The sequence below is a fragment of the Anaerocolumna chitinilytica genome (assembly GCF_014218355.1).
Lineage (GTDB): Bacteria > Bacillota > Clostridia > Lachnospirales > Lachnospiraceae > Anaerocolumna > Anaerocolumna chitinilytica.
In genome coordinates this window covers 2,964,945-2,984,616 of sequence record NZ_AP023368.1, presented here as the reverse complement: position 1 = coordinate 2,984,616, position 19,672 = coordinate 2,964,945, and the positions used below count along the sequence as shown (strand labels likewise).

The 19,672-nt window shown below is 37.3% G+C and carries 20 protein-coding genes, 1 tRNA gene and 1 other annotated feature; of the genes, 3 read left to right on the top strand and 18 right to left on the bottom strand.

Annotated features, from left to right (window positions below):
• Positions 1-111: 111 nt before the first annotated feature.
• Positions 112-525: an Rrf2 family transcriptional regulator gene (locus tag bsdcttw_RS12930; protein ID WP_185255283.1), complete on the bottom strand. Its 414-nt coding sequence runs from the start codon at positions 523-525 to the stop codon at positions 112-114.
• A 174-nt stretch (positions 526-699) separates the two neighbouring features.
• The gene (locus bsdcttw_RS12925; protein ID WP_185255282.1) at positions 700-888 is read right to left on the bottom strand and encodes a DUF4177 domain-containing protein; all 189 of its coding nucleotides are present in this window, start codon (positions 886-888) and stop codon (positions 700-702) included.
• A 302-nt stretch (positions 889-1,190) separates the two neighbouring features.
• Between bsdcttw_RS12925 and bsdcttw_RS12920 the strand changes: the two genes are divergently transcribed.
• Positions 1,191-1,340: a hypothetical protein gene (locus tag bsdcttw_RS12920; protein WP_185255281.1), complete on the top strand. Its 150-nt coding sequence runs from the start codon at positions 1,191-1,193 to the stop codon at positions 1,338-1,340.
• A 233-nt stretch (positions 1,341-1,573) separates the two neighbouring features.
• Here the strand turns inward: bsdcttw_RS12920 and bsdcttw_RS12915 are convergent.
• From bsdcttw_RS12915 to bsdcttw_RS12895, 5 genes are all read right to left on the bottom strand, one after another.
• Positions 1,574-1,659: transfer RNA gene (locus bsdcttw_RS12915), tRNA-Ser, on the bottom strand.
• Between the two features lie 134 nt (positions 1,660-1,793).
• A complete protein-coding gene (gene holA / locus bsdcttw_RS12910; protein ID WP_185255280.1) occupies positions 1,794-2,771 on the bottom strand; it encodes a DNA polymerase III subunit delta in 978 nt (325 codons plus the stop codon).
• 131 nt (positions 2,772-2,902) lie between these two features.
• On the bottom strand, positions 2,903-4,795 hold the full coding sequence (locus bsdcttw_RS12905) for an ABC transporter ATP-binding protein (protein WP_330602182.1): 1,893 nt from the start codon (positions 4,793-4,795) through the stop codon (positions 2,903-2,905).
• A gap of 56 nt (positions 4,796-4,851) precedes the next feature.
• Entirely contained in the window at positions 4,852-6,609 is a 1,758-nt protein-coding gene (locus bsdcttw_RS12900) for an ABC transporter ATP-binding protein (protein WP_225903648.1), read from the bottom strand.
• Between the two features lie 109 nt (positions 6,610-6,718).
• Positions 6,719-7,297, bottom strand: coding sequence for a xanthine phosphoribosyltransferase (locus tag bsdcttw_RS12895; RefSeq protein ID WP_185255278.1), 579 nt, complete (start codon positions 7,295-7,297; stop codon positions 6,719-6,721).
• A gap of 193 nt (positions 7,298-7,490) precedes the next feature.
• Here bsdcttw_RS12895 and bsdcttw_RS12890 point away from each other — a divergent pair, with 193 nt between their 5' ends.
• A complete protein-coding gene (locus bsdcttw_RS12890) occupies positions 7,491-9,170 on the top strand; it encodes an FAD-dependent oxidoreductase (RefSeq protein WP_185255277.1) in 1,680 nt (559 codons plus the stop codon).
• 43 nt (positions 9,171-9,213) lie between these two features.
• On the opposite strand, the gene bsdcttw_RS12885 is transcribed toward bsdcttw_RS12890, so the two are convergent.
• Positions 9,214-9,534 (bottom strand): rhodanese-like domain-containing protein, encoded by a 321-nt coding sequence (locus bsdcttw_RS12885; protein ID WP_185255276.1) that lies wholly within the window; start codon positions 9,532-9,534, stop codon positions 9,214-9,216.
• Positions 9,535-9,814: 280 nt separating this feature from the next.
• Between bsdcttw_RS12885 and bsdcttw_RS12880 the strand changes: the two genes are divergently transcribed.
• Positions 9,815-10,234, top strand: coding sequence for a YjdF family protein (locus tag bsdcttw_RS12880; protein WP_185255275.1), 420 nt, complete (start codon positions 9,815-9,817; stop codon positions 10,232-10,234).
• Between the two features lie 156 nt (positions 10,235-10,390).
• Here bsdcttw_RS12880 and trpA read toward each other — a convergent pair whose 3' ends face one another.
• The 10 genes from trpA to bsdcttw_RS12830 all read right to left on the bottom strand — a co-directional run bounded on the left by trpA (position 10,391) and on the right by bsdcttw_RS12830 (position 19,628).
• The gene (gene trpA, locus bsdcttw_RS12875) at positions 10,391-11,167 is read right to left on the bottom strand and encodes a tryptophan synthase subunit alpha (protein ID WP_185255274.1); all 777 of its coding nucleotides are present in this window, start codon (positions 11,165-11,167) and stop codon (positions 10,391-10,393) included.
• Entirely contained in the window at positions 11,160-12,344 is a 1,185-nt protein-coding gene (trpB, locus tag bsdcttw_RS12870) for a tryptophan synthase subunit beta (RefSeq protein WP_185255273.1), read from the bottom strand. The genes trpA and trpB overlap by 8 nt, the downstream gene beginning before the upstream one ends.
• 197 nt (positions 12,345-12,541) lie before the next feature.
• Complete coding sequence (locus tag bsdcttw_RS12865) at positions 12,542-13,168, bottom strand: phosphoribosylanthranilate isomerase (protein WP_185255272.1); 627 nt, start codon at positions 13,166-13,168, stop codon at positions 12,542-12,544.
• Complete coding sequence (gene trpC / locus bsdcttw_RS12860) at positions 13,155-13,952, bottom strand: indole-3-glycerol phosphate synthase TrpC (RefSeq protein WP_185255271.1); 798 nt, start codon at positions 13,950-13,952, stop codon at positions 13,155-13,157. Before trpC ends, bsdcttw_RS12865 begins: the two co-directional genes overlap by 14 nt.
• A 16-nt stretch (positions 13,953-13,968) precedes the next feature.
• Positions 13,969-14,976, bottom strand: coding sequence for an anthranilate phosphoribosyltransferase (trpD, locus tag bsdcttw_RS12855; RefSeq protein ID WP_185255270.1), 1,008 nt, complete (start codon positions 14,974-14,976; stop codon positions 13,969-13,971).
• Positions 14,977-15,122: 146 nt separating this feature from the next.
• Positions 15,123-15,722 (bottom strand): anthranilate synthase component II, encoded by a 600-nt coding sequence (locus tag bsdcttw_RS12850; protein ID WP_185255269.1) that lies wholly within the window; start codon positions 15,720-15,722, stop codon positions 15,123-15,125.
• Positions 15,706-17,175 carry an anthranilate synthase component I gene (gene trpE / locus bsdcttw_RS12845; RefSeq protein ID WP_185255268.1) on the bottom strand — a complete coding sequence of 490 codons (1,470 nt, stop codon included), beginning with the start codon at positions 17,173-17,175 and terminating at the stop codon, positions 15,706-15,708. Before trpE ends, bsdcttw_RS12850 begins: the two co-directional genes overlap by 17 nt.
• A gap of 104 nt (positions 17,176-17,279) precedes the next feature.
• Positions 17,280-17,528, bottom strand: a binding site (T-box leader).
• Between the two features lie 53 nt (positions 17,529-17,581).
• On the bottom strand, positions 17,582-17,950 hold the full coding sequence (locus bsdcttw_RS12840) for an MmcQ/YjbR family DNA-binding protein (protein WP_185255267.1): 369 nt from the start codon (positions 17,948-17,950) through the stop codon (positions 17,582-17,584).
• Complete coding sequence (locus tag bsdcttw_RS12835) at positions 17,950-18,288, bottom strand: hypothetical protein (protein WP_185255266.1); 339 nt, start codon at positions 18,286-18,288, stop codon at positions 17,950-17,952. Before bsdcttw_RS12835 ends, bsdcttw_RS12840 begins: the two co-directional genes overlap by 1 nt.
• A 143-nt stretch (positions 18,289-18,431) precedes the next feature.
• Complete coding sequence (locus bsdcttw_RS12830; protein ID WP_225903647.1) at positions 18,432-19,628, bottom strand: sugar ABC transporter permease; 1,197 nt, start codon at positions 19,626-19,628, stop codon at positions 18,432-18,434.
• Positions 19,629-19,672: the final 44 nt, after the last annotated feature.

Below are 19,672 nucleotides of genomic sequence, written 5' to 3'. Positions count from 1 at the left end.
ACCTCCATTCTGCATGTGCAGTTGAAAAACAGTCTTTCGTTTTTTGAACTACACGCCTTTTGTGAATACAAAGTATTCGAGTTGATGATCCTGAATCCATTATTGTGTAATTTATCTGGGAATAAATTCCTTTGTGACTTCTGCCAGCGTAATAGCGGACAGTTCTTTTTCAGTGGCCTTTTGAATGGTATCATATAAATGTTTCAGAGTACTTTCAATATTCGCTCCTACCGGGCATTCCGGGTTGGTATTGTCATGTATACTGAATAATTGTTGATGATCCTCAACCGCAAGGAATATGTCAAGAAGTGTTATATCCTCTTCTTTTCTTGCAAGCCCAGTTACACCAAGCTTTGTGCTCGTCTTAATTAGCTTAGCTTTCTTCAAACGACTCATCAAACGTCTAACAAGCACTGGATTAGTGTTAATGCTGGAAGCTATATACTCAGAAGTAATGGGCTGAGTTTCCGTCAATGCAATTACACTTAATATATGAATGCTAACCGATAATTTAGTAGAATACATAAAAGCATCTCCTTTTGTAACTATAATAGTTACAAATATAAAATTTGTCAAGTGTTTTTTTCCTGAAAAGGAAAAATTTTTTAAAAATTCGAAAAAGTAAGATCTTATCACTTTATTACAGTAATTACAATGATAAAATACAAGAAAAAGCACCCCGAAGGATGCTTATTATATCTATTCTAATTCTCTTTTAAGTGTAAATATAACCGATGAAGTATAGGAACCACCACTTACACTGTCTTTTATTATAGAGGTCACACTTATCATTTCCCATCCTTCTTTACCTAAATTATTTACTTCAATTTCATCGTTGTCATTTAAGTCCATTGATACCTCTAATATCCTGTATTCCCATTTTTTCATATATTCGCTCCCTGAACTTTATTTTTACCATTATAACCAATCTTACCACATTTTTCAATATAAAAAGACATGCCTATATTTCAGACGTATCTATCAAGGAGTGTACTGGGTATAATCCAGCTTGAACGATTCGAACGTTCCATTCAAGTGGTGCCCATTTAACAGCGAATACCCATACTTTTGTATCTGTTCTTTGACCTCTATATTCTCTCTGTATAAGTAACCTACTAACTTATCAAATTAATTTACAATGTTTAATTTTAAAAATATTACAAATACTTACCATGAAAGGAGATGAACTCATGGAAATAAAGAATTTTAAAGACTATTGTATAGCTAATATCTCTAATGAAGATGTTAGTAGCATCTCTGAGTTAGAAAAAACGATTAGCTCCAAAACAGATAAGGATATCGTATTAATTGCATATCAAACTAGTGAAGCTGAGAAATAACACTTGGCTTCTTTACATAGTAACTATCAAGGTATATCCGTAAGGAACTATTCCGATTTCCTTACACTTTGCTATAACTCGTCTGTCCTCAATTTTGTGAACGATCTCTGCATGTTTTAGGCATCATCCTTATAAAGTTCTTAAGTATATTTATCTTTGTTACATTAAAGCGTTTATGCAACATGAAATGCAACACAAAAATAAAACCCCCAGTAAATACTAAGGGTTTTTAGCGGAGACGGTGGGATTCGAACCCACGTGCCCTTGCGGACAACTTGATTTCGAGTCAAGCTCGTTACGGCCTCTTCGATACATCTCCAATTTATATTATAATCATCTTTCTTTAGTACATATTACGTATTATAGAAAGATTGATTGTATATAACCAAATCATTATAAATAATTATCATTTATAAATGTTAAATATAAGTAATCCGCTGTTAAACCCGATATTTAAGCAGCGCTAAACCGAACTATGATAAGCTCAACAGCAATACTATCCTGCATTTTTCCCGTCTTGACTTGCTCTTCCATGTCAACGCAATAAGTAAGTGCTCCTTTTAATGTCTTTTCATTAAAATTCTTACATTGGCTTACATATTTTCCAATGGTAAATGGCATTAATCCGGTCTTTTCAGCGATGGAATTGTTGTTAAAGCCTAAAGACAGCAGATTTTTTACCTGAAGTAGGATATTAAACTGTCTGGATATTAGGAACATGATGGACATTGGCTTTTCTTTTAGAGCCAGCAGGTCATAGTATAAGTCTAAAGCCTGTTTCTGTCTTTTGTTTCCGATGGCTTCTACCATTAGAAATATTTTGCCGGATATCTGAGAAGTACATACTTCTTCAATGTCCTGGCTGGTTACAATATCCCTATCACCGGTATAACATATCAACTTCTCAACTTCATTGCTGATGTTATCCATATCTGTTCCGGTCTTGCTAAGCAGATAGAGAATACTTTCTTCTGTTATCTTCTTTGCGTCCTGCTTTAGGAGCGTTGCAACCCAAATCTTTAGATTGGCTTCATCCATGCTGTTCATTTCCGATATGGTTCCATTATCTTTCACAGCTTTAAACAGACGATTTCTTTTATCAACTTCTGATTCTACAAAAACGATATGTGTAGTCTCAGGGATATCTTTGATATAATCTGCCAAATCATTTTGGTTTTTAAATAGCCCGCTGTTCTCAATTATGATAAGACGCTTGTCACTAAAGAAAGGGAGAGTTTCGGCTATTTCCCGAACCTTGAGTATATCCACTCCTTTGCCTTCAAAATAGGAATAATTCATCTCATTGTTGTCGGTTAGGATGGCTGTTCTTAATTTATCTTTATACAGTCTCTTTAGATAACTTTCTGTGCCATATAGGAGATATACAGGTCTAAACTGCCCAAGCCTTATATGTTCTTTGATATTCTTCATAATAGCTACTTGCCTCTCAGTACACCTCAAGTTTGCGGTAACCTAATATATTTTACTAAGAAATGGGTTGCTTGGCAAGTCCTATTTTCATATTTATTTACTGAGTAATGTTTTGAGGCATTTATATAAAATTATACAAACTGTGAAGAATACATTTGATAATAAAAGCCTTTTCTCTCCATAAGTCCGGTATGAGTACCCTGTTCAATTACATTTCCTTCGTTTACTACCAGGATTAAATCAGCATTTTTAATGGTAGATAGTCGATGTGCTATAACAAAACAGGTCTTATCTTCCATCAGCTTACGCATGGCGGCTTGTATCTGAATTTCTGTTCGGGTATCAACGTTTGAAGTTGCTTCGTCTAATATCAGAATCTTGGAATCCATCAGCATTGCTCTTGCAATTGTTAATAGTTGTTTCTGTCCCTTTGACATGTTGATACCATCTTCGTCCAGGATAGTATGATAGCCCTTTGGCAATTTCTTGATATAGGAATGGATTTTCGCTGCTTTTGCTGCTTCTACCACTTCTTCCATGGTAGCATTTTCTTTTCCGTAAGCAATGTTATCATATATTGTACCATGAAATACCCAGGTATCCTGTAACACCATAGAATAAGCTTTTCGAAGGCTTCCTCTTGTAACTTCATTTATATTCTGATTATCAATAATGATACTGCCGTTGTTGATATCGTAGAAACGCATCAAGAGATTAATTATAGTGGTTTTGCCGGCACCGGTAGGGCCGACAATAGCGATTAGGTTACCCTCTTTCGCCTCCATATTTAGGTTCTGTAAAATTATTCTGTCCTTTAAATAACCGAAGGTAACATTGTTTAATTGCACCTTACCTTTTTCAACAGTCAATTCCTTTGCCTGTGGGGAATCAGCAACCTCGGATTCTTCATCCAGAATCTTAAATACCCTCTCTGCCGCTGCTGCGGCGGATTGAAGTTCACTTACAATATTAGCTGCTTCATTAATAGGCCCGGAGAATTTTCTTGAGTACAAAATAAAGGAAGATATACTTCCAAGAGTTAATTGCCCCAGCAAAAATAAAACCGCTCCGAATACTGTAACTAATGATAAGGAAAGATTATTAATAAAATTAACGGTAGGTCCAACGATACTACTAAAGTAGTCCGCATTAAAATAAGCCTCTACTGCTTCATGATTAATTGAGTCAAATTTATCCTGAATGACCTCTTCCCTGGCATAAGCCCGAATGGTTTTTTGACCGGAAACCATCTCTTCTACAAATCCATTTAACCCTCCTAATTTTTCTGATCGGATGGCGTATAATGGTCTTACCCTGCCGGACATATAGCGGGTGTAAAGAATGGAAAGAGGAATTGTAACAAGCATTACCAGTACTAATACCGGAGAGATCATTATCATCATGATAAGGGAGCCGACAACGGTTATAACGCTTGCCATTATCTGCACTACATCTGTAGACAATGAGGTACTAATGACATCTATGTCATATGAAATACGGCTTATTATGTCTCCTGCCTGCTTGGTATCATAGTAATTAACCGGCAGTTCTGTTAATTTTGTAAAGACATCATTTCGTATACGCTTCGTTACCTTCTGACTGATATGCAGCATTAATATGCTTAGCAAGTAAGAGAAAAGGGCTGAGAAAACATATAGGATCATCATTAGTCCACAATAGTAGAACACTTTTTCAAAGATGACTTTTCCTTTGCCTGGTTCAATTGCATCTATGGCATATCCTGAAAGCATAGGGCCGATTAAGGCGAGAATATTACCGATTACAGTCAGAAAAAGTGCAAGAGTAATTTTCCATTTTTCTGCAATAAGGTATCTGCTTAGACGCCGTACTACAGCTTTCGTATCCCTTGGTCTGACCTTGTTTCCTTCTATTTTTTTATTGTTACCTTTATCATCTTCCAATGTTTTCTTAAACTTTTTACCTTGGTTATATGATTTTTCAGGTTCTTCTTGAAAAAGATCCTTTTCTGTTATATTCCGATCTGGTTTTATCCGATTTTTCAACGTTACACTCCCTTTTTCTCATAGACTATTACCATACGCCAGGTACATTTTTTCTATTATTCTCCCATCTGGGATTGATATATCTCATTATAAACGGAGCAGCTATGTAAAAGCACATCATGGTTTCCATAACCAATCATCTTGCCGTCTTCCATAACCAGAATATGATCCATATTCATAATTGAACTGATTCTCTGAGCTATCATGATAGTAGTTGTATTCTGATAATGCTCTCGTAAGGCTGTTCTTAGATTAGCATCTGTTTTATAGTCTAAGGCACTAGAGGAATCATCTAATACTAATATTTCCGGATGGGAGGCTAAGGCTCTTGCGATGAGTAATCTTTGCTTCTGGCCTCCGCTTAAATTGGCTCCTTTTATTGCAGCGGCATATTCATAGCCGTCATTATCAGAAGTTTGAAGCTGCTCAATGAATTCGACAGCTTGAGCGTCTTTGGCAGCTTCACGGATTCTTTCCTTTGTAAGTTCTCGGTGAAATCCAATATTACCGGATATTGTATCAGCAAAAATAACATCGTTTTGGAAGACTACACCGAATTTTCTTCTTAATTCCTTAAGGGTATAGCTTTTTACATTCTTACCGTTGATATAGATTCCTCCTGCTTCAATATCGTAAAATCGCAGCAGAAGATTTATTAATGTTGTTTTTCCTGAACCAGTTGCGCCGATAATTCCTAAGGATTCACCAGCTTTTATCTTAAAATCTATATTTTCTACATTTGTAGACTCTTCGTCATTGCCTTCTTCTTCCTTCCTTTGAGGGTAAGAAAAGCTTACATTTTGAAAAACTATATGAGAGTTGCTTTCTTCTTCCGGTAATTCTTCTTGAACTTTTAAGTCTTCTTCCATGTGAAGCACTTCAAAGATACGATTGGCTGAAGCATTGGCTTTTGATGTAGTAACAAAGATTCTGGTTATCATAAGCATAGCATTTAAGATCATGGTAAAATATGAAAGAAAAGCGACAATCTTACCGACTTCTGAGGCACCACTGTTAACACGGTATGCCCCGATTATAACAACTAAGGTCAAACCGCCGTTTAACAAAAGGTTCATGACAGGGTTAATGATTGCCATTGTGGAGCCGGCTTTTAATTCATTTGCTACAACTTCTTCATTTGATTTCTCAAAACGTATTTTTTCATGTTCTGACTTAGATAAGGCTTTAATTACACGAATACCATTTACATTTTCACGGACAATTCGAACCATTTTATCAGCGGACGCCTGACTCTTTGCATATAAGGGAATTCCTTTTTTAGAAACAATATATACTGTGATGGCAAGAAGGGGAAGAATGCCCACTAATACCAGAGTAAGCACCGGTTCCAAAGTGAAGGTTAAGATCATTCCGCCTGTTAGTATGATAGGCGCTCTAACACCAAGCCGCTGCATCATTCCAACCATTTGATGAATATTGTAGGTGTCGGAAGTCATTCTGGATATGAGGGAAGGAATAGAGATAAAATCTACCTGTGCCCCGGATAATTGTTCTATCTTTAGGAATAAATCATGACGAAGACGCTTAACTGTATCGCCTGCTACTCTGGAAGCCATACGATTGGCTGTGATATTAAATTGCCTGGCTCCTATGGATAACAACAGCATTAAGATACCCCATAGCAGTATGTACTTGATTTCTTTTAAAGGTATAACCTCATCAATAATATACGCCAATACCCATGGTAATCCTAAATCCATAAAAGTACCAAGTACCTTTATCAGAAAGCCCATCAGCATGCGAAAACCATAGGGTTTTATATAGGTAAAAATATGTTTCATCTTTCTAACCATGCCTTTCTAAAACCTGCAACTTCAGGCGCAGGCACATATTTGTTTGAATTATGACAGATGCAGTACATAAAAAATCCGCTCTTTTTCAAAAGCGGATTCCTGATTATTATTATTCGCGAAATTCAATAGAACCGTCTTCTGCATTCATACTTTCGACAATTGCAAGGGATTCTAGTTTTACACCCATATTACGAATTAACTCCCCGCCGCTTTGGAATCCTTTTTCTATTACTATTCCGATACCTTCAATGGAAGCACCGGCACTGCGTACGATTTCAATAAGTCCGGCCAGTGCACAGCCATTTGCCAGGAAATCGTCAATAATAAGGATTCTGTCTTCCGAACTAATAAATTTTTTGGATACTATAACATCATAGGTTTTCTTATGGGTGAAGGATTCAATTTTTGCAGAATATACAGCACCGTCTATATTTATACTCTGTGCTTTTTTAGCGAAGACTACAGGAACTTTGAAATACTGGGCGGTTATACAAGCAATTCCTATGCCGGAAGCTTCTATGGTAAGTATCTTGTTAATGGAACATTCTTCGAAAATCCTCTTAAATTCCTTACCAATTTCATTAAGTAATTCTATATCCATCTGATGGTTTAAGAAGCTGTCCACCTTTAATACATTTCCGCTCTTGATGACGCCGTCTCTTCTGATTCTATCCTGTAGTAGTTTCATATTTTACAGCCTTCCTTTATATGTATAATTATTTAATTAATTTTAAATAAATTATACAATAGAAATTTTCTGATTACAATTCCTTTTCTTATATTTTGCATTCAATTAATATGGAATAGAACCCTGTAATTATAAGAATATTTCTGATTCTTCTAAAATACATTACACTAAGATAAACAGCAGGAATATTATAATGGCAAATACACAGACAGGTCCCGTCATTAATCCGACGGATACACAAAGATATCAGATGTTAGCGAATGCTTTAAGCAACGCAGGCAGATCAGAGGATTTTGAAAATATTATTGAATTATTGAATCCGCCTCCGGATATAACTGCATATGCAGATTACGGAGATTTTAAAGGGGTAAAGATCGGAATTATCGGTGCAGGTTTAGCGGGCTTGTCAGCGGCTTTTGAACTTCGTAAAACCGGTGCTGATATTACAATTCTGGAAGCCAGTGATAATCGTGTAGGGGGCCGGGTTTATACCCATTACTTTGACAGAAACAGGAAGTATTACGGAGAATTAGGCGCTATGAGAATACCGGTATCTCATGGGACTACCTGGCATTATATCAATATGTTTAATCTAATTACTGTTCCGTCTTCTGCGCGTAACCCAAATAATTTTATCTACTCCCATAATACAAGGATACGCAGAGATCCGGATGGGTCAAATATTGAACAATATCTTTATCCACTGTATAATTTAACAGAAGCAGAAAAAAATACTTCTTGGAATGCACTGAACGATTATGCTTTTGTTTCTCCTCTAAAAGCGTTATCGCCGGATATCCGAAGAGAACTGCTACAGATTCTTCCTGATTATAACCCTGAGCTTCATCCATATATTAATCATAGTATACGTCAGATATTAGAAGGATTAGGACTAAGTCAAGGAGCTATTACCCTTTTAGCCAGTGTAAATTCATTAACAGGCGATTCTCTGGCAAGTAATTATTTTGAGAATCTGAATGAAGAATATTCATTGGATTATATGAATATATACCGGATTTCCGGCGGTATGGAATATCTGCCATATGCTTTCTATGATTCTCTTACAAGCACAGCTCCGAAAGAATATACCCAGGCTTCTGATACTATCGGAAATTGTACAATTAAATTTGGTCATTATGTAACCGGTATTTACCAGGTTTCCAATGATTCCATTACTCTTAGATATGATACCAGATCAGTAAAGGATCAAATGGAAGAATTTGATTATGTGATTTGTGCAATTCCATTTTCTATGTTGCGAACGATAGATATTAATCCATTTTTTTGCAATCAGAAAATGCAGGCTATCAGAGAATTAAATTATTACAATGCATTAAAATCAGCCTTTTTCTGCAAAGATAGATTTTGGGAAGAAAATACGGATTACGGAAGAATGAACGGTGGTTATTCAACAACGGATCTGCCAATACGTTCTATTTTCTATCCTACGGACCATTTATTTTGTCCGGATGATGCGGATTGCTCTCCTGGCACTCCCGGTGTGATGACAGCTGCCTATAATATCGGACTTGACGCTGTCAGGGTTGGTGGATTTGGAGACAGACAGCGATTTAATTTTATTAAAAGAAATGTAGAGGAAGTTCATGGTCTTCCGATGGGATATCTGGATAAATTAGTGGATGGCCACAAGACAATAAATTGGAATGAAGAACCTTACGCAAAAGGTGCATTTTCTTCGAATCTTCCAGGACAGTTACTGAATTTTGGCTATGATAGTTTAACACCGGAATATAATAATCGTATGTTTTTTGCAGGAGAACATACCTCATCAAAGCATGGCTGGATGCAGGGAGCTTTATATAGTGGTATGCTGGCTGCTAATTTTCTTAGCTACAATACAAAACATCATTAATCTACCCTATACTGTTATTTTCATTACGACCCTTTCTATCATATTAGTGTCTCTTTGTTCCGACATAAGATCCAACACCTCCTGCTACATTGATAACCTTATATCCGGCCTTTGTAAGTGCTTTGGAAGTAGCCATACTTCTGCCGCCGGATTGACAAATGATATAGTACTCCTTCTCCTTGTCCATAAATTTCTCAGGAGTATTCAGTAACTTGTCCATAGGAATATTTTTAGAAGATTTAAGGCTGCCGGTTTTGTACTCATACGGTTCTCTGATATCAAATAATTCAATTTTTCCTAAAAGATTCTCAATATCGTTTACATGAATGGATGTTACCTCTGTTTTTCTTAAAAAATCAAGCATATATATAATATCCTCCTTTTTACTTATAAGTGATGATATTAGTATATCCGAGTTTATAAATATAACTGTAACTTTATCACATCTGAGATAAAATTCTAAGATTATTTTTGCTATAATTAGTATAATATGTCTGGCATTAAAAGTCGTTTTAATATATAATCCTTTTGTACAAAGATAAAAACACAGTCCCGGTTGGTAGTCCGGGCGCAGCGTATGCTGTCAGTAACCTGCCTCCTTGGTTGTCCGCTCTTTGTGATACAAAACAAAAGGAGGAGTTATTATGGATACAGTTGTATCAAAGCTTACTGTCTTATTTGAAGACCCGTTCTGGTTAGGAATTTATGAAAGAGAAAATGAAGGTAAATATGAAGCTTGCAGGATGATTTTTGGTTCAGAGCCAAAAGATTATGAGATTTTTGCCTTTCTTCTAAATCATTATAGTGGTTTTCGATTTAGCCCATCCATGAAAACTGAAAGAAAGTCTGATAGCCGCGTAAATCCAAAACGTTTGAAGCGAATAATTAATAAAGAACTTCGTGATAGAGGATTTCCATCAAAAGCTAAGCAGGTTTTAAAGCTTCAACAAGAAGAGAACAAAACAGTTCGAAAAAGTCATTCCCGCCAGCAAAAGGAAGAGGAAGAAAACCGGCAGTTCTTGTTACATCAGCAAAAAAGGAAAAATAAGCATAAGGGACATTAGTTAGGCTAAATATAAAGGAAGGTAAGGCTTGATGTTGATAAGCTTACCTTCCTTTATATTTAAAGCATATTTATCTTTAAACAGAAGCTATTATGAACCGGTATCCACCTTAAATAAGTAATAGCCTTTTCGAGATAGACAGATTAACAGGTGGTCTTATGCTTTACTAACAGCTGCTTTCATATCTCTTACATATGTTTTTACCGGCTCAATACTTTCTTTTCCGTATTGTGCAACCAGCTTTACAATGGCACTGCCAACAATAGCACCGTCAGAAAGGGCTGCGAATTTCTTAGCCTGGTCCGGGGTTGATATACCAAAGCCTATGGCGCAGGGGGTATCTGTAACTTCACGAACCATTGAAATCATTGAGGTAATATCCGTTTGAATGTCTGTACGAACCCCTGTTACTCCAAGAGATGAAACACAATAGATAAAACCTTCGGCTTGTGAGGCAATCATCCTTATTCTTTCATTTGAGGTAGGAGCTATCAGTGAGACTAAATTAACTTCATATCTGCTGCTCTCTTGTGAAAGCTCCTCCTTTTCTTCAAAGGGAAGGTCGGGTACAATGATTCCGTCTATGCCGCATTCTACACATCTTTTAAAGAAACGTTCTTTACCATAGGTATAAATGGGGTTAATATAAGTAAGAAATACCAAGGGAACGCTTACTTTTTCTTTGATTTCATGGATTGCATCAAAAAGTTTGTCCGTAGTACAGCCGGACGACAAAGCTCTTTCATTTGCCTCCTGAATAACAGCTCCTTCTGCAATCGGATCGGAAAAGGGGATACCGATTTCGATTAAGTCGGCACCTGCCTCTTCCATGGCAAGAATAAGTTCTTTCGTTGTTTCTAAGTCCGGGTCTCCGCCGGTAATAAAACTTATAAACGCTTTGCCATTAGAAAATGCCTTTTTTATTCTATTCATAGATATTAACCCCCCTGTATCTTGCAATAGCAGCTACATCTTTATCACCGCGTCCGGATATATTAATTACAATAATTTTATCTTTTTCCATCTGAGGAGCCAGAATTCTCGCATATGCGACTGCATGGGCACTTTCAATGGCCGGAATAATTCCTTCTGTTCTGGATAGATATTCAAAAGCTCTAACTGCTTCCTCGTCGGTGATAGGCACATAAGAAGCTCTCCCTGTCTTATATAGCATAGCATGCTCCGGGCCGATTCCGGGATAATCCAAACCCGCAGAGATAGAATACACCGGTGCAATCTGACCATACTCGTCCTGACAGAACAAGGATTTCATACCATGAAAAATTCCTTCCGTACCATTTGCTATGGTAGCTGCATTCTTTTTAGTATCAACACCAAGACCGGCAGCTTCACAACCGATAAGCTGGACGGAGGAGTCTTCTATAAACTCATAAAATGCGCCCATTGCATTACTTCCTCCACCTACACAGGCAATAACTGCATCAGGTAGTCTGCCTTCCTGAAGTTTTAATTGTTCTTTTATTTCTTTGCCAATTATTTTCTGAAAATCCCGTACTATCGTGGGAAAGGGATGGGGACCCATAACCGACCCAAGTACATAATGGGTATCTTCCACTCTCTTCGTCCATTCCCGCATAGTCTCATTTACCGCATCCTTTAGGGTTTGGGTGCCACTTTCCACCGGATGTACCTTAGCACCTAAGAGTTCCATACGATATACATTTAAAACCTGTCTGTCCGTATCTTCCTTTCCCATAAAGATTTCACATTCCAAGCCCATAAGAGCTGCTGCTGTGGCGGTGGCTACTCCGTGCTGTCCGGCACCGGTTTCTGCGATAACCCTTTTCTTTCCCATCTTTTTCGCTAAAAGTACCTGCCCAAGTACATTATTAATTTTATGAGAACCGGTATGGTTCAAATCTTCTCTTTTTAAGTAAATTCTGGCTCCGCCTAAATCTTTACTCATCTTCTCTGCATAATACAAAAGGGAAGGTCTTCCTGCATAATTTCGGTATAACTCCTCAAGTTCGTTTACAAATTCAGGGTCATTTTTATAATGCTCATAGGCCTCCTCCAATTCATTCACTGCATTCATCAGTGTTTCCGGTACGTATTGGCCTCCATATTCTAAAAATCTGCCTTTTTTCATCTTATCATCATCTGGTACCGAATATACGGTACCGCCATATAAGAAGCTGAAAGAACTTCGATGGCTTCCTTTCTTGATTTTTTTCTCTCAGTCTTTTTGTTGTGATATGTTACTTAAAATTTCGGGATAATCCATAATAATTTCATATAGAACTTAAAATATATCCCATAGAAATAGTCTAATGCTATTCTTCCGTTTTAATTAATATTTTGGGTTACATTTCTTACAATGTCTATAAATGCTTTGACTTTAAGGGCATCCTTTAATCCATCTGTTTCTACTCCACTGCTCACATCCAAGCAGTATGGACGGCAGGTTAATATAGCATCTTCGGCATTACCAGCGTTTAAGCCTCCTGCCAGAAAGATTTTTTCTGCCTTCCCAGGAAGGATACTCCAGTCAAAAGTCCTTCCACTGCCTCCGAACTGTCCTTCTATATAAGTATCAACAAGGAGATAATCCGAGGGTAAAGTGAGGCTTTTTTCAATGTTCTCTTTTGAGTCAGGTCTGAGCGCTTTTATTATTGGATGCGGCAGCTTATTTTTTAGTTCAAGTATATAATCTTCCTTTTCATTACCATGGAGTTGTATCATATCAATAATATTTTCATTGCAAAGGTCCAAAATATCCTGAATAGGCGTATTAACAAACACTCCCACTGCTTGAATATTTGTATCCAGCTGCCTCTTTAATCTGGCAGCTTTTTCTTTGGTAACCTTTCTCTTACTCTCTGCGAAGACAAAACCAATATAATCCGGCTGATAGTAGTTAACTATATTTATGTCTTCTTCTCTGGTAAGTCCGCATATTTTAACCTTTGCCATTAATTGCTTCACCTCTTAATTCCGCTAACTTCTGTTTTTTATCCGAAGTTCTCATAAAAGTCTCTCCGATAAGGGCTGCATTTACTTTGTTTTCCTTTAAGATACGGATATCTTCTGCAGTTTTAATTCCGCTTTCTGCAACAAAAAGAATATTGTCTGGTGCGTATTTTCTTAAAGTAGTGCTTAAAGTTACATCTACATCAAAGGTTTTTAAGTTTCGATTATTTACTCCTACAATGGATGCACCGGCATGTACAGCTCTTTTTACTTCTACCTCATCATGTGCTTCCACCAGAGCAGATAGACCCAAGTATTTACAAAGGTTAAGATACTCTGTTAGTTCTTTGTCATTCAATATAGAACATATCAGGAGTATGGCATCCGCACCTATGACTTTTGCCTGGTATATCTGATAAGGTTCAAGAATAAAGTCTTTTCGAAGTAATGGAAGGGTGACAGTTTTTCGAATTTCTGTCAAATAAATATCCTTTCCGAGAAAAAAATAAGGTTCTGTTAAAATTGATATACAGCTTGCACCGGCCTCTTCATATTCTCTCGCTATAGCGAGGTATGGAAAATCCTCAGCAATAACTCCTTTGGAAGGAGAAGCTTTCTTTACTTCGCAGATAAAATGAAAGAGATCTTTTCTCAAAGCAGCTTCAAAGGGATAGTTTTCGAGCCGGGGCATTTTTTGTGCCAAATCTTCTATGGTATTCAGAGGGATTTCCTGTTTTTCCTTTTCAATTCTGATTTTTGTTGCTGAGACAATGGTATCAAGAATCATCTTTATCCTTTCTGTATTATTGATTAGAGAGCCTAATAAAAGCTTCCAATTGTTCTAAGGCTTTTTTGCTGTCTATGGTTTCTTCAGCAATTTTTACAGCCTCATTGAAGGTGATATTGTCTTTTACAAGATAGATACATGCAGCTGCATTCAATAGTACAGCATCTCTTTTTGGGCCTTTTTCCCCGGAGAGGATTTGCCTGGTTATCCGTGCATTTTCTTCCGGTCCCCCGCCTACTAAGTCCTCTTTTAGACACTTTTTCAGACCAAATTGTTCCGGGGTCAGTATATAAGTAGAAAGTTGACCATCTCTTATCTCACAGCAGAAGGTTTCCCCACTTAAGGAAATCTCATCAATCCCGTCTCTGCCGTGTACTACCATCGCGCGTTTTACACCTAGATTGTTTAAAACTTGAGCAAGGGGTTCTACAAGGTTTTCATCAAATACTCCTAATAGCTGCATATTAGCGCCGGCCGGATTGGACAGCGGGCCAAGGATATTAAAGATTGTTCGGATGCCCAGTTCTTTCCTTACGGGAGAGGCATACTTCATAGCAGTATGATAGGTCTGGGCAAACATGAAACATATTCCGGTCTCAGAGAGTATTTCTGCACTTTTTGCAGGACTTATCATAATATTTACACCCAATGCCTCAAGCACGTCCGCAGCACCACATTTACTGGAAACACTACGGTTTCCATGTTTGGCAACTGGAATACCTGCTGCCGATACTACAAGGGCAGAGGTGGTGGAGATGTTAAAAGTATAGGCTTCATCACCGCCGGTGCCCACAATCTCCAGAACATCCATATTGTGAAGAAGCCTGACACAGTGTTTTCTCATGCCTGCCGCACTGCCGGTTATCTCTTCAATGGTTTCACCTTTCATGCGCAGAGCTGTTAGATATGCACCTATATGAATATCCGAGGCTTCTCCGCTCATGATTTCATCCATAACACCTTCTGACATTTCAAAGGTAAGATTCTCTTTATTCGTTAGTTTATAAATGGCTTCTTTAATCATCCTGACTCCTTTCTTGTAACCATATATAATTTATATAATTTGATTTTCTAAAGTTAATTTTAGATCTTAATCTAACTACTTCCAGCATAATTGATTGAGTATATCGAACGTATTGTTAAAACTATATTATGAACTATAAAAGAGGTTCATATATCAAGGAAATTCTCCATTATCCTTCGACCATTAGGTGTTAGTACGGATTCCGGATGGAACTGCACACCATATATATCATAATCTCTATGTTTTACAGCCATAATATCTCCGTCGTAGGCCATTGCGATAATGGTAAGTTCATCAGGCAGATTATTCTGATAAACTGCCAGAGAGTGGTATCTTCCAACCATAATTTCTTCATTAAGCCCTTGAAACAATGGGCTTATAGTATCAAGCTTCACCAGGCTCTGTTTGCCATGCATCAATGTATTGGCGTAAGTAATAACTCCGCCAAAGGCTTCACAGATACCTTGATGTCCAAGGCATACTCCAAGAATTGGGATTTGGCCTTTTAATACTTTTACGGCATCCTCACAAATTCCTGCATCAGCTGGTCTGCCAGGACCCGGAGAAATAATTATATGAGAAGGATTAAGTTTCTTAATATCCTCCGCCGTCATTTCATCATTTCGGATAACCAGGATTTCTTCCGGCGCCTTATTCTCTATAATGGATTTTTCCTTTATAATACTTCCGATTAACTGCACCAGATTGTAGGAAAAGCTGTCATAATTATCAATGAGTAAAATCATAATCCATTACCTCCCCAGCTCTCTTTACCGCATCCATGACTGCCATTGCTTTGTTAGCACATTCCTCGTATTCTTTCTCCGGGATACTGTCGGCTACAATACCGGCGCCTGCCTGTACATATACAGTATCCCCTTTTTTTACTGCTGTACGAATAGCAATACATAAGTCTAAATTGCCGGAGAAATCAAGGTATCCGATAGCTCCTCCGTAGATGCCTCTTGCATCCTTCTCCAATTCATCAATAATTTCGCAGGCCCGAAACTTTGGCGCTCCGGATAATGTACCTGCTGGCAGTAAGGCACTGATGGTATCACAAATGTCTTTGTCCTCACGTAATGTTCCACTGACAACGGAAGCAATATGCATTACCTTTGAGAAACGATGTATCTTCATATATTCTTCTACTATTACGGTCCCATACTCTGCAATACGTCCCACATCGTTTCTTGCCAGGTCAACAAGCATGTTGTGCTCAGATAACTCTTTCTCGTCATGTAAAAGCTCTTCTTCCAGAGAATTATCTTCTTCTTTTGTCTTGCCTCTGGGTCTGGTACCTGCAACCGGAAAGGTTGTAAGCTTTTTATTCTCCAACTTTATCATAGTTTCCGGTGACGTACCGGCAATCTGTAAATCCTCGCATTGTATAAAATACATATATGGGGATGGATTGGTAGTACGAAGAATTCGGTATGCATTAAGAAGACTGCCCTTATATGCGGCTTCAAATCTTCTGGAAATAACTCCTTGAAAAATATCTCCCTCCCGGATATACTGCTTGGTTCTTTCCACCATTTCATAGTATTTATCCTTAGAGGTATTACAGATAAATTCGCCGATCGTTTCCGGTGAAAGATCCGGAAGAGGAGTATTGTTAAATATACGGGTAATCATAGTATCAATGTTTTTTACTGCTTGTTCATATCCCTTTATCCCATCTCTTGCCCTGTAATTGGCAATGACCATTATTTTTTGCTTCAGATGGTCAAATACGATGAGTTTATCAAAAAGGGAAAGATCATAATCGTAAAAATTACTCGGTTTCAATCTTAGTTTCGGCTCCGCATAGCCGATCATTTCATAAGAAAAGTAACCTACCATTCCACCGGTAAAGGTGGGCATTCCAGATATCTTTGGAGATTTATATTCTTCTAAAAGATTTCGAAGTGCTTCAACAGGTGTGACAGTCAGTGTTTGTTCGACTAAATCAGTTATTCTAACTGCTTTGCCTTCTTTGGCGAATAACCTTAGGGATGGATGTACTCCTAAAAAGGAGTATCTTCCAAAGTGTTCTCCCCCTTCTACACTCTCTAAAAGAAAGAAGTTATCACTTGAATCTGCGAATCTTTTCAGCAGTAGAATAGGCGTTAGCATATCCGATAATATTTCTTTGCATATGGGAATAAAGCTGTATTCTGTCTCATATTTTGAGACCTCTTCATAACTTGTAACCATAGATACCTCCTTTAATAGAGAACGATTATAAAGAATTCCAATAGGGGTAAAACGGGCGGCTAAATTCAAAAAAGAGCAATAAAAAAAGCCTCCATCCCTAAAACTTAAGGGACAAAGACTACTCTCTGCGGTACCACCCATATTGATGCTATTGCATCCACTCAGTTTGTATACTATCATATACACCTCGCTGATAACGGTTGAGGTTCCCGTTGACGTCTACTTACAGTGCTCACTGCGTTCGAGTCACCCTCACAAGTCCATTCAGTAATTATCTCCCTGCCGCTCTTCCACCAGTAAGCCGCTCTCTGTAAGGCACTTCATTACCTACTTCTCTTGTTCATCGGTTTAACGCTTTAATTTACCTAAGTATATTGCTTTTGGATATGATTGTCAAGTATAATTTTTATCTATTTTCTGTTACACGTTTACTTTTTTGTTTACCCTTAGGTTTTACTAAATCATAACTTTCTGCAATCATTCGTTTTATATCTTGTTCCGGAATTACTCCATTTAAGATAAGAGAATTCCAATGATTCTTATTCATATGGTAAGCTGGAATGACCGATGACCAGGCATTTCTCCAAAAGTCAATCCATTCCGGAGAAGCTTTAATGTTCACCCATATATCATCTCCACGCAAAAAGATACAGGCAAAGATTTTTTTGTTATCTTTACAGCGCATAATCGTCCAGTTCTCATCATGAAAAGGATAATCTTCATAAACATCTTTAAAAGTCATACAATAATCTATGACTTCTTTCCTGTTTTTCATCAGTGCTCTCCATCCTTTTTAATATACTTATCTGCAACAATCGCTTCGTATAAAATGATCATAAGAATCGCTCCAAAGAAGGTGGAGAATATAATAAGGAACTCTATTTCTTTCTTAGTTGCATTCAGGAGCAGTATTCCAGTCAAGGCTTGAAGCAGGGCATATCCAGCCAATAATTTTCCAACCGCTTTGTTATAAGCCTTTAAATCAGTGATTCTTTCTATATCCGGTGCCTTTATATTGGAATAAATACTGACAGGCTTTTTACTTCGGTAAGTGAAAAAAGCTAATACAAAAAAGATTACAGCAATGATCCACCATGCAATCGATATAACCATATATAACACCTCCGTCTTTCAGTATAATTTGTAATTTTATTATACCATATTCCTCCAGTAAATTAAATGAAAAAAGAAGACTGCAGGATTATTTATTAATCTTACAGTCTTCTTAAAAAAAGTCTTATTCAAAGTTACTAAAATTATTTTCTTCTGCCTCTTGTTCTTACATCAAAAGCAACAGCTAAGATAAAGATAGCACCCTTTACAATATACTGGTATGAAATATCCACACCCATAAGGTTCATACCATTTGTAAGGGACATGATAACCAAAGCACCGATTATCGTATTGGTTACACGACCAATACCACCATTAACAGATACACCGCCGATGTAAGAAGAAGCAATGGCGTCAAGTTCGAAACCAAGACCGGCCTGGGGAGTTGCGGAGGAAAGTCTTGAGGTATAAAGCATTCCTGCTAAAGCAGCTAACATACTCATGGATGCAAAAGCAAAGAATGTAATTTTCTTAACATTAACACCGGATAACTCTGCAGCTTCAGCATTTCCGCCGATACCATAGATATATCTGCCAAGTTTCGTTTTGTTTAACATAAAATTATAAATGAATAATACGGTTCCAACGATAACTGCTGTCCAAGGCACACCTTTATATCCTGCAAGGATGGAAAAGATTACAATAATAATCAAGGTTATAAAGGCAATCTTAAAGAAAAATATCGGAGTGGAACTAACTTGGAAATTGTATTTTTGCATGTTCTTTCTGGATTTAAACTGGCTGTATGTCATAAGAATTACAGCTACAATACCAATAAGAAGAGTCAGGCCGTGAATATTTCCAATGTTAAAGATGGAAGGTATAAATCCGTTGGAAAGGGCTTTAAAAGTCTTATCGGATACAATAATCGTTCCGGTTCCTTGTGTAACCAGGGAAAGAAGACCTCTAAAGATAAACATACCGGCAAGTGTGGTTACAAAGGCAGGAACGCCTATTTTAGATACTAAGAATCCCTGATAGATACCAACCACAATACCAAGACACATGATAATGGGAATTACCAACCATACATTCAGTCCTGTTTTTAATAAGATCGCTGATACAGCACCAAGGAAACCTGCTACATATCCAACGGATAAGTCAATGTGTTTAATAATAAGTATAATGGTCATACCAATAGCAAGTACTGCTACATAACCTGTTTGATTAATTAAATCGGATAAATTTCTAGATGATAAAAATAATCCGCTAGTTTTGATTCCAAAGAAAATAAAAATAACTACTAAAGCGATATACATGGCGTAATCCCTGATATTGCTTTTTAACATAGTAGCAATCTCTGTACCAAGGGACATTTTAGCCTTGCTGTTTTCGTTCATACTAATCCTCCGTCCTGCTGACAATCTGTGAATATAATGTCTGC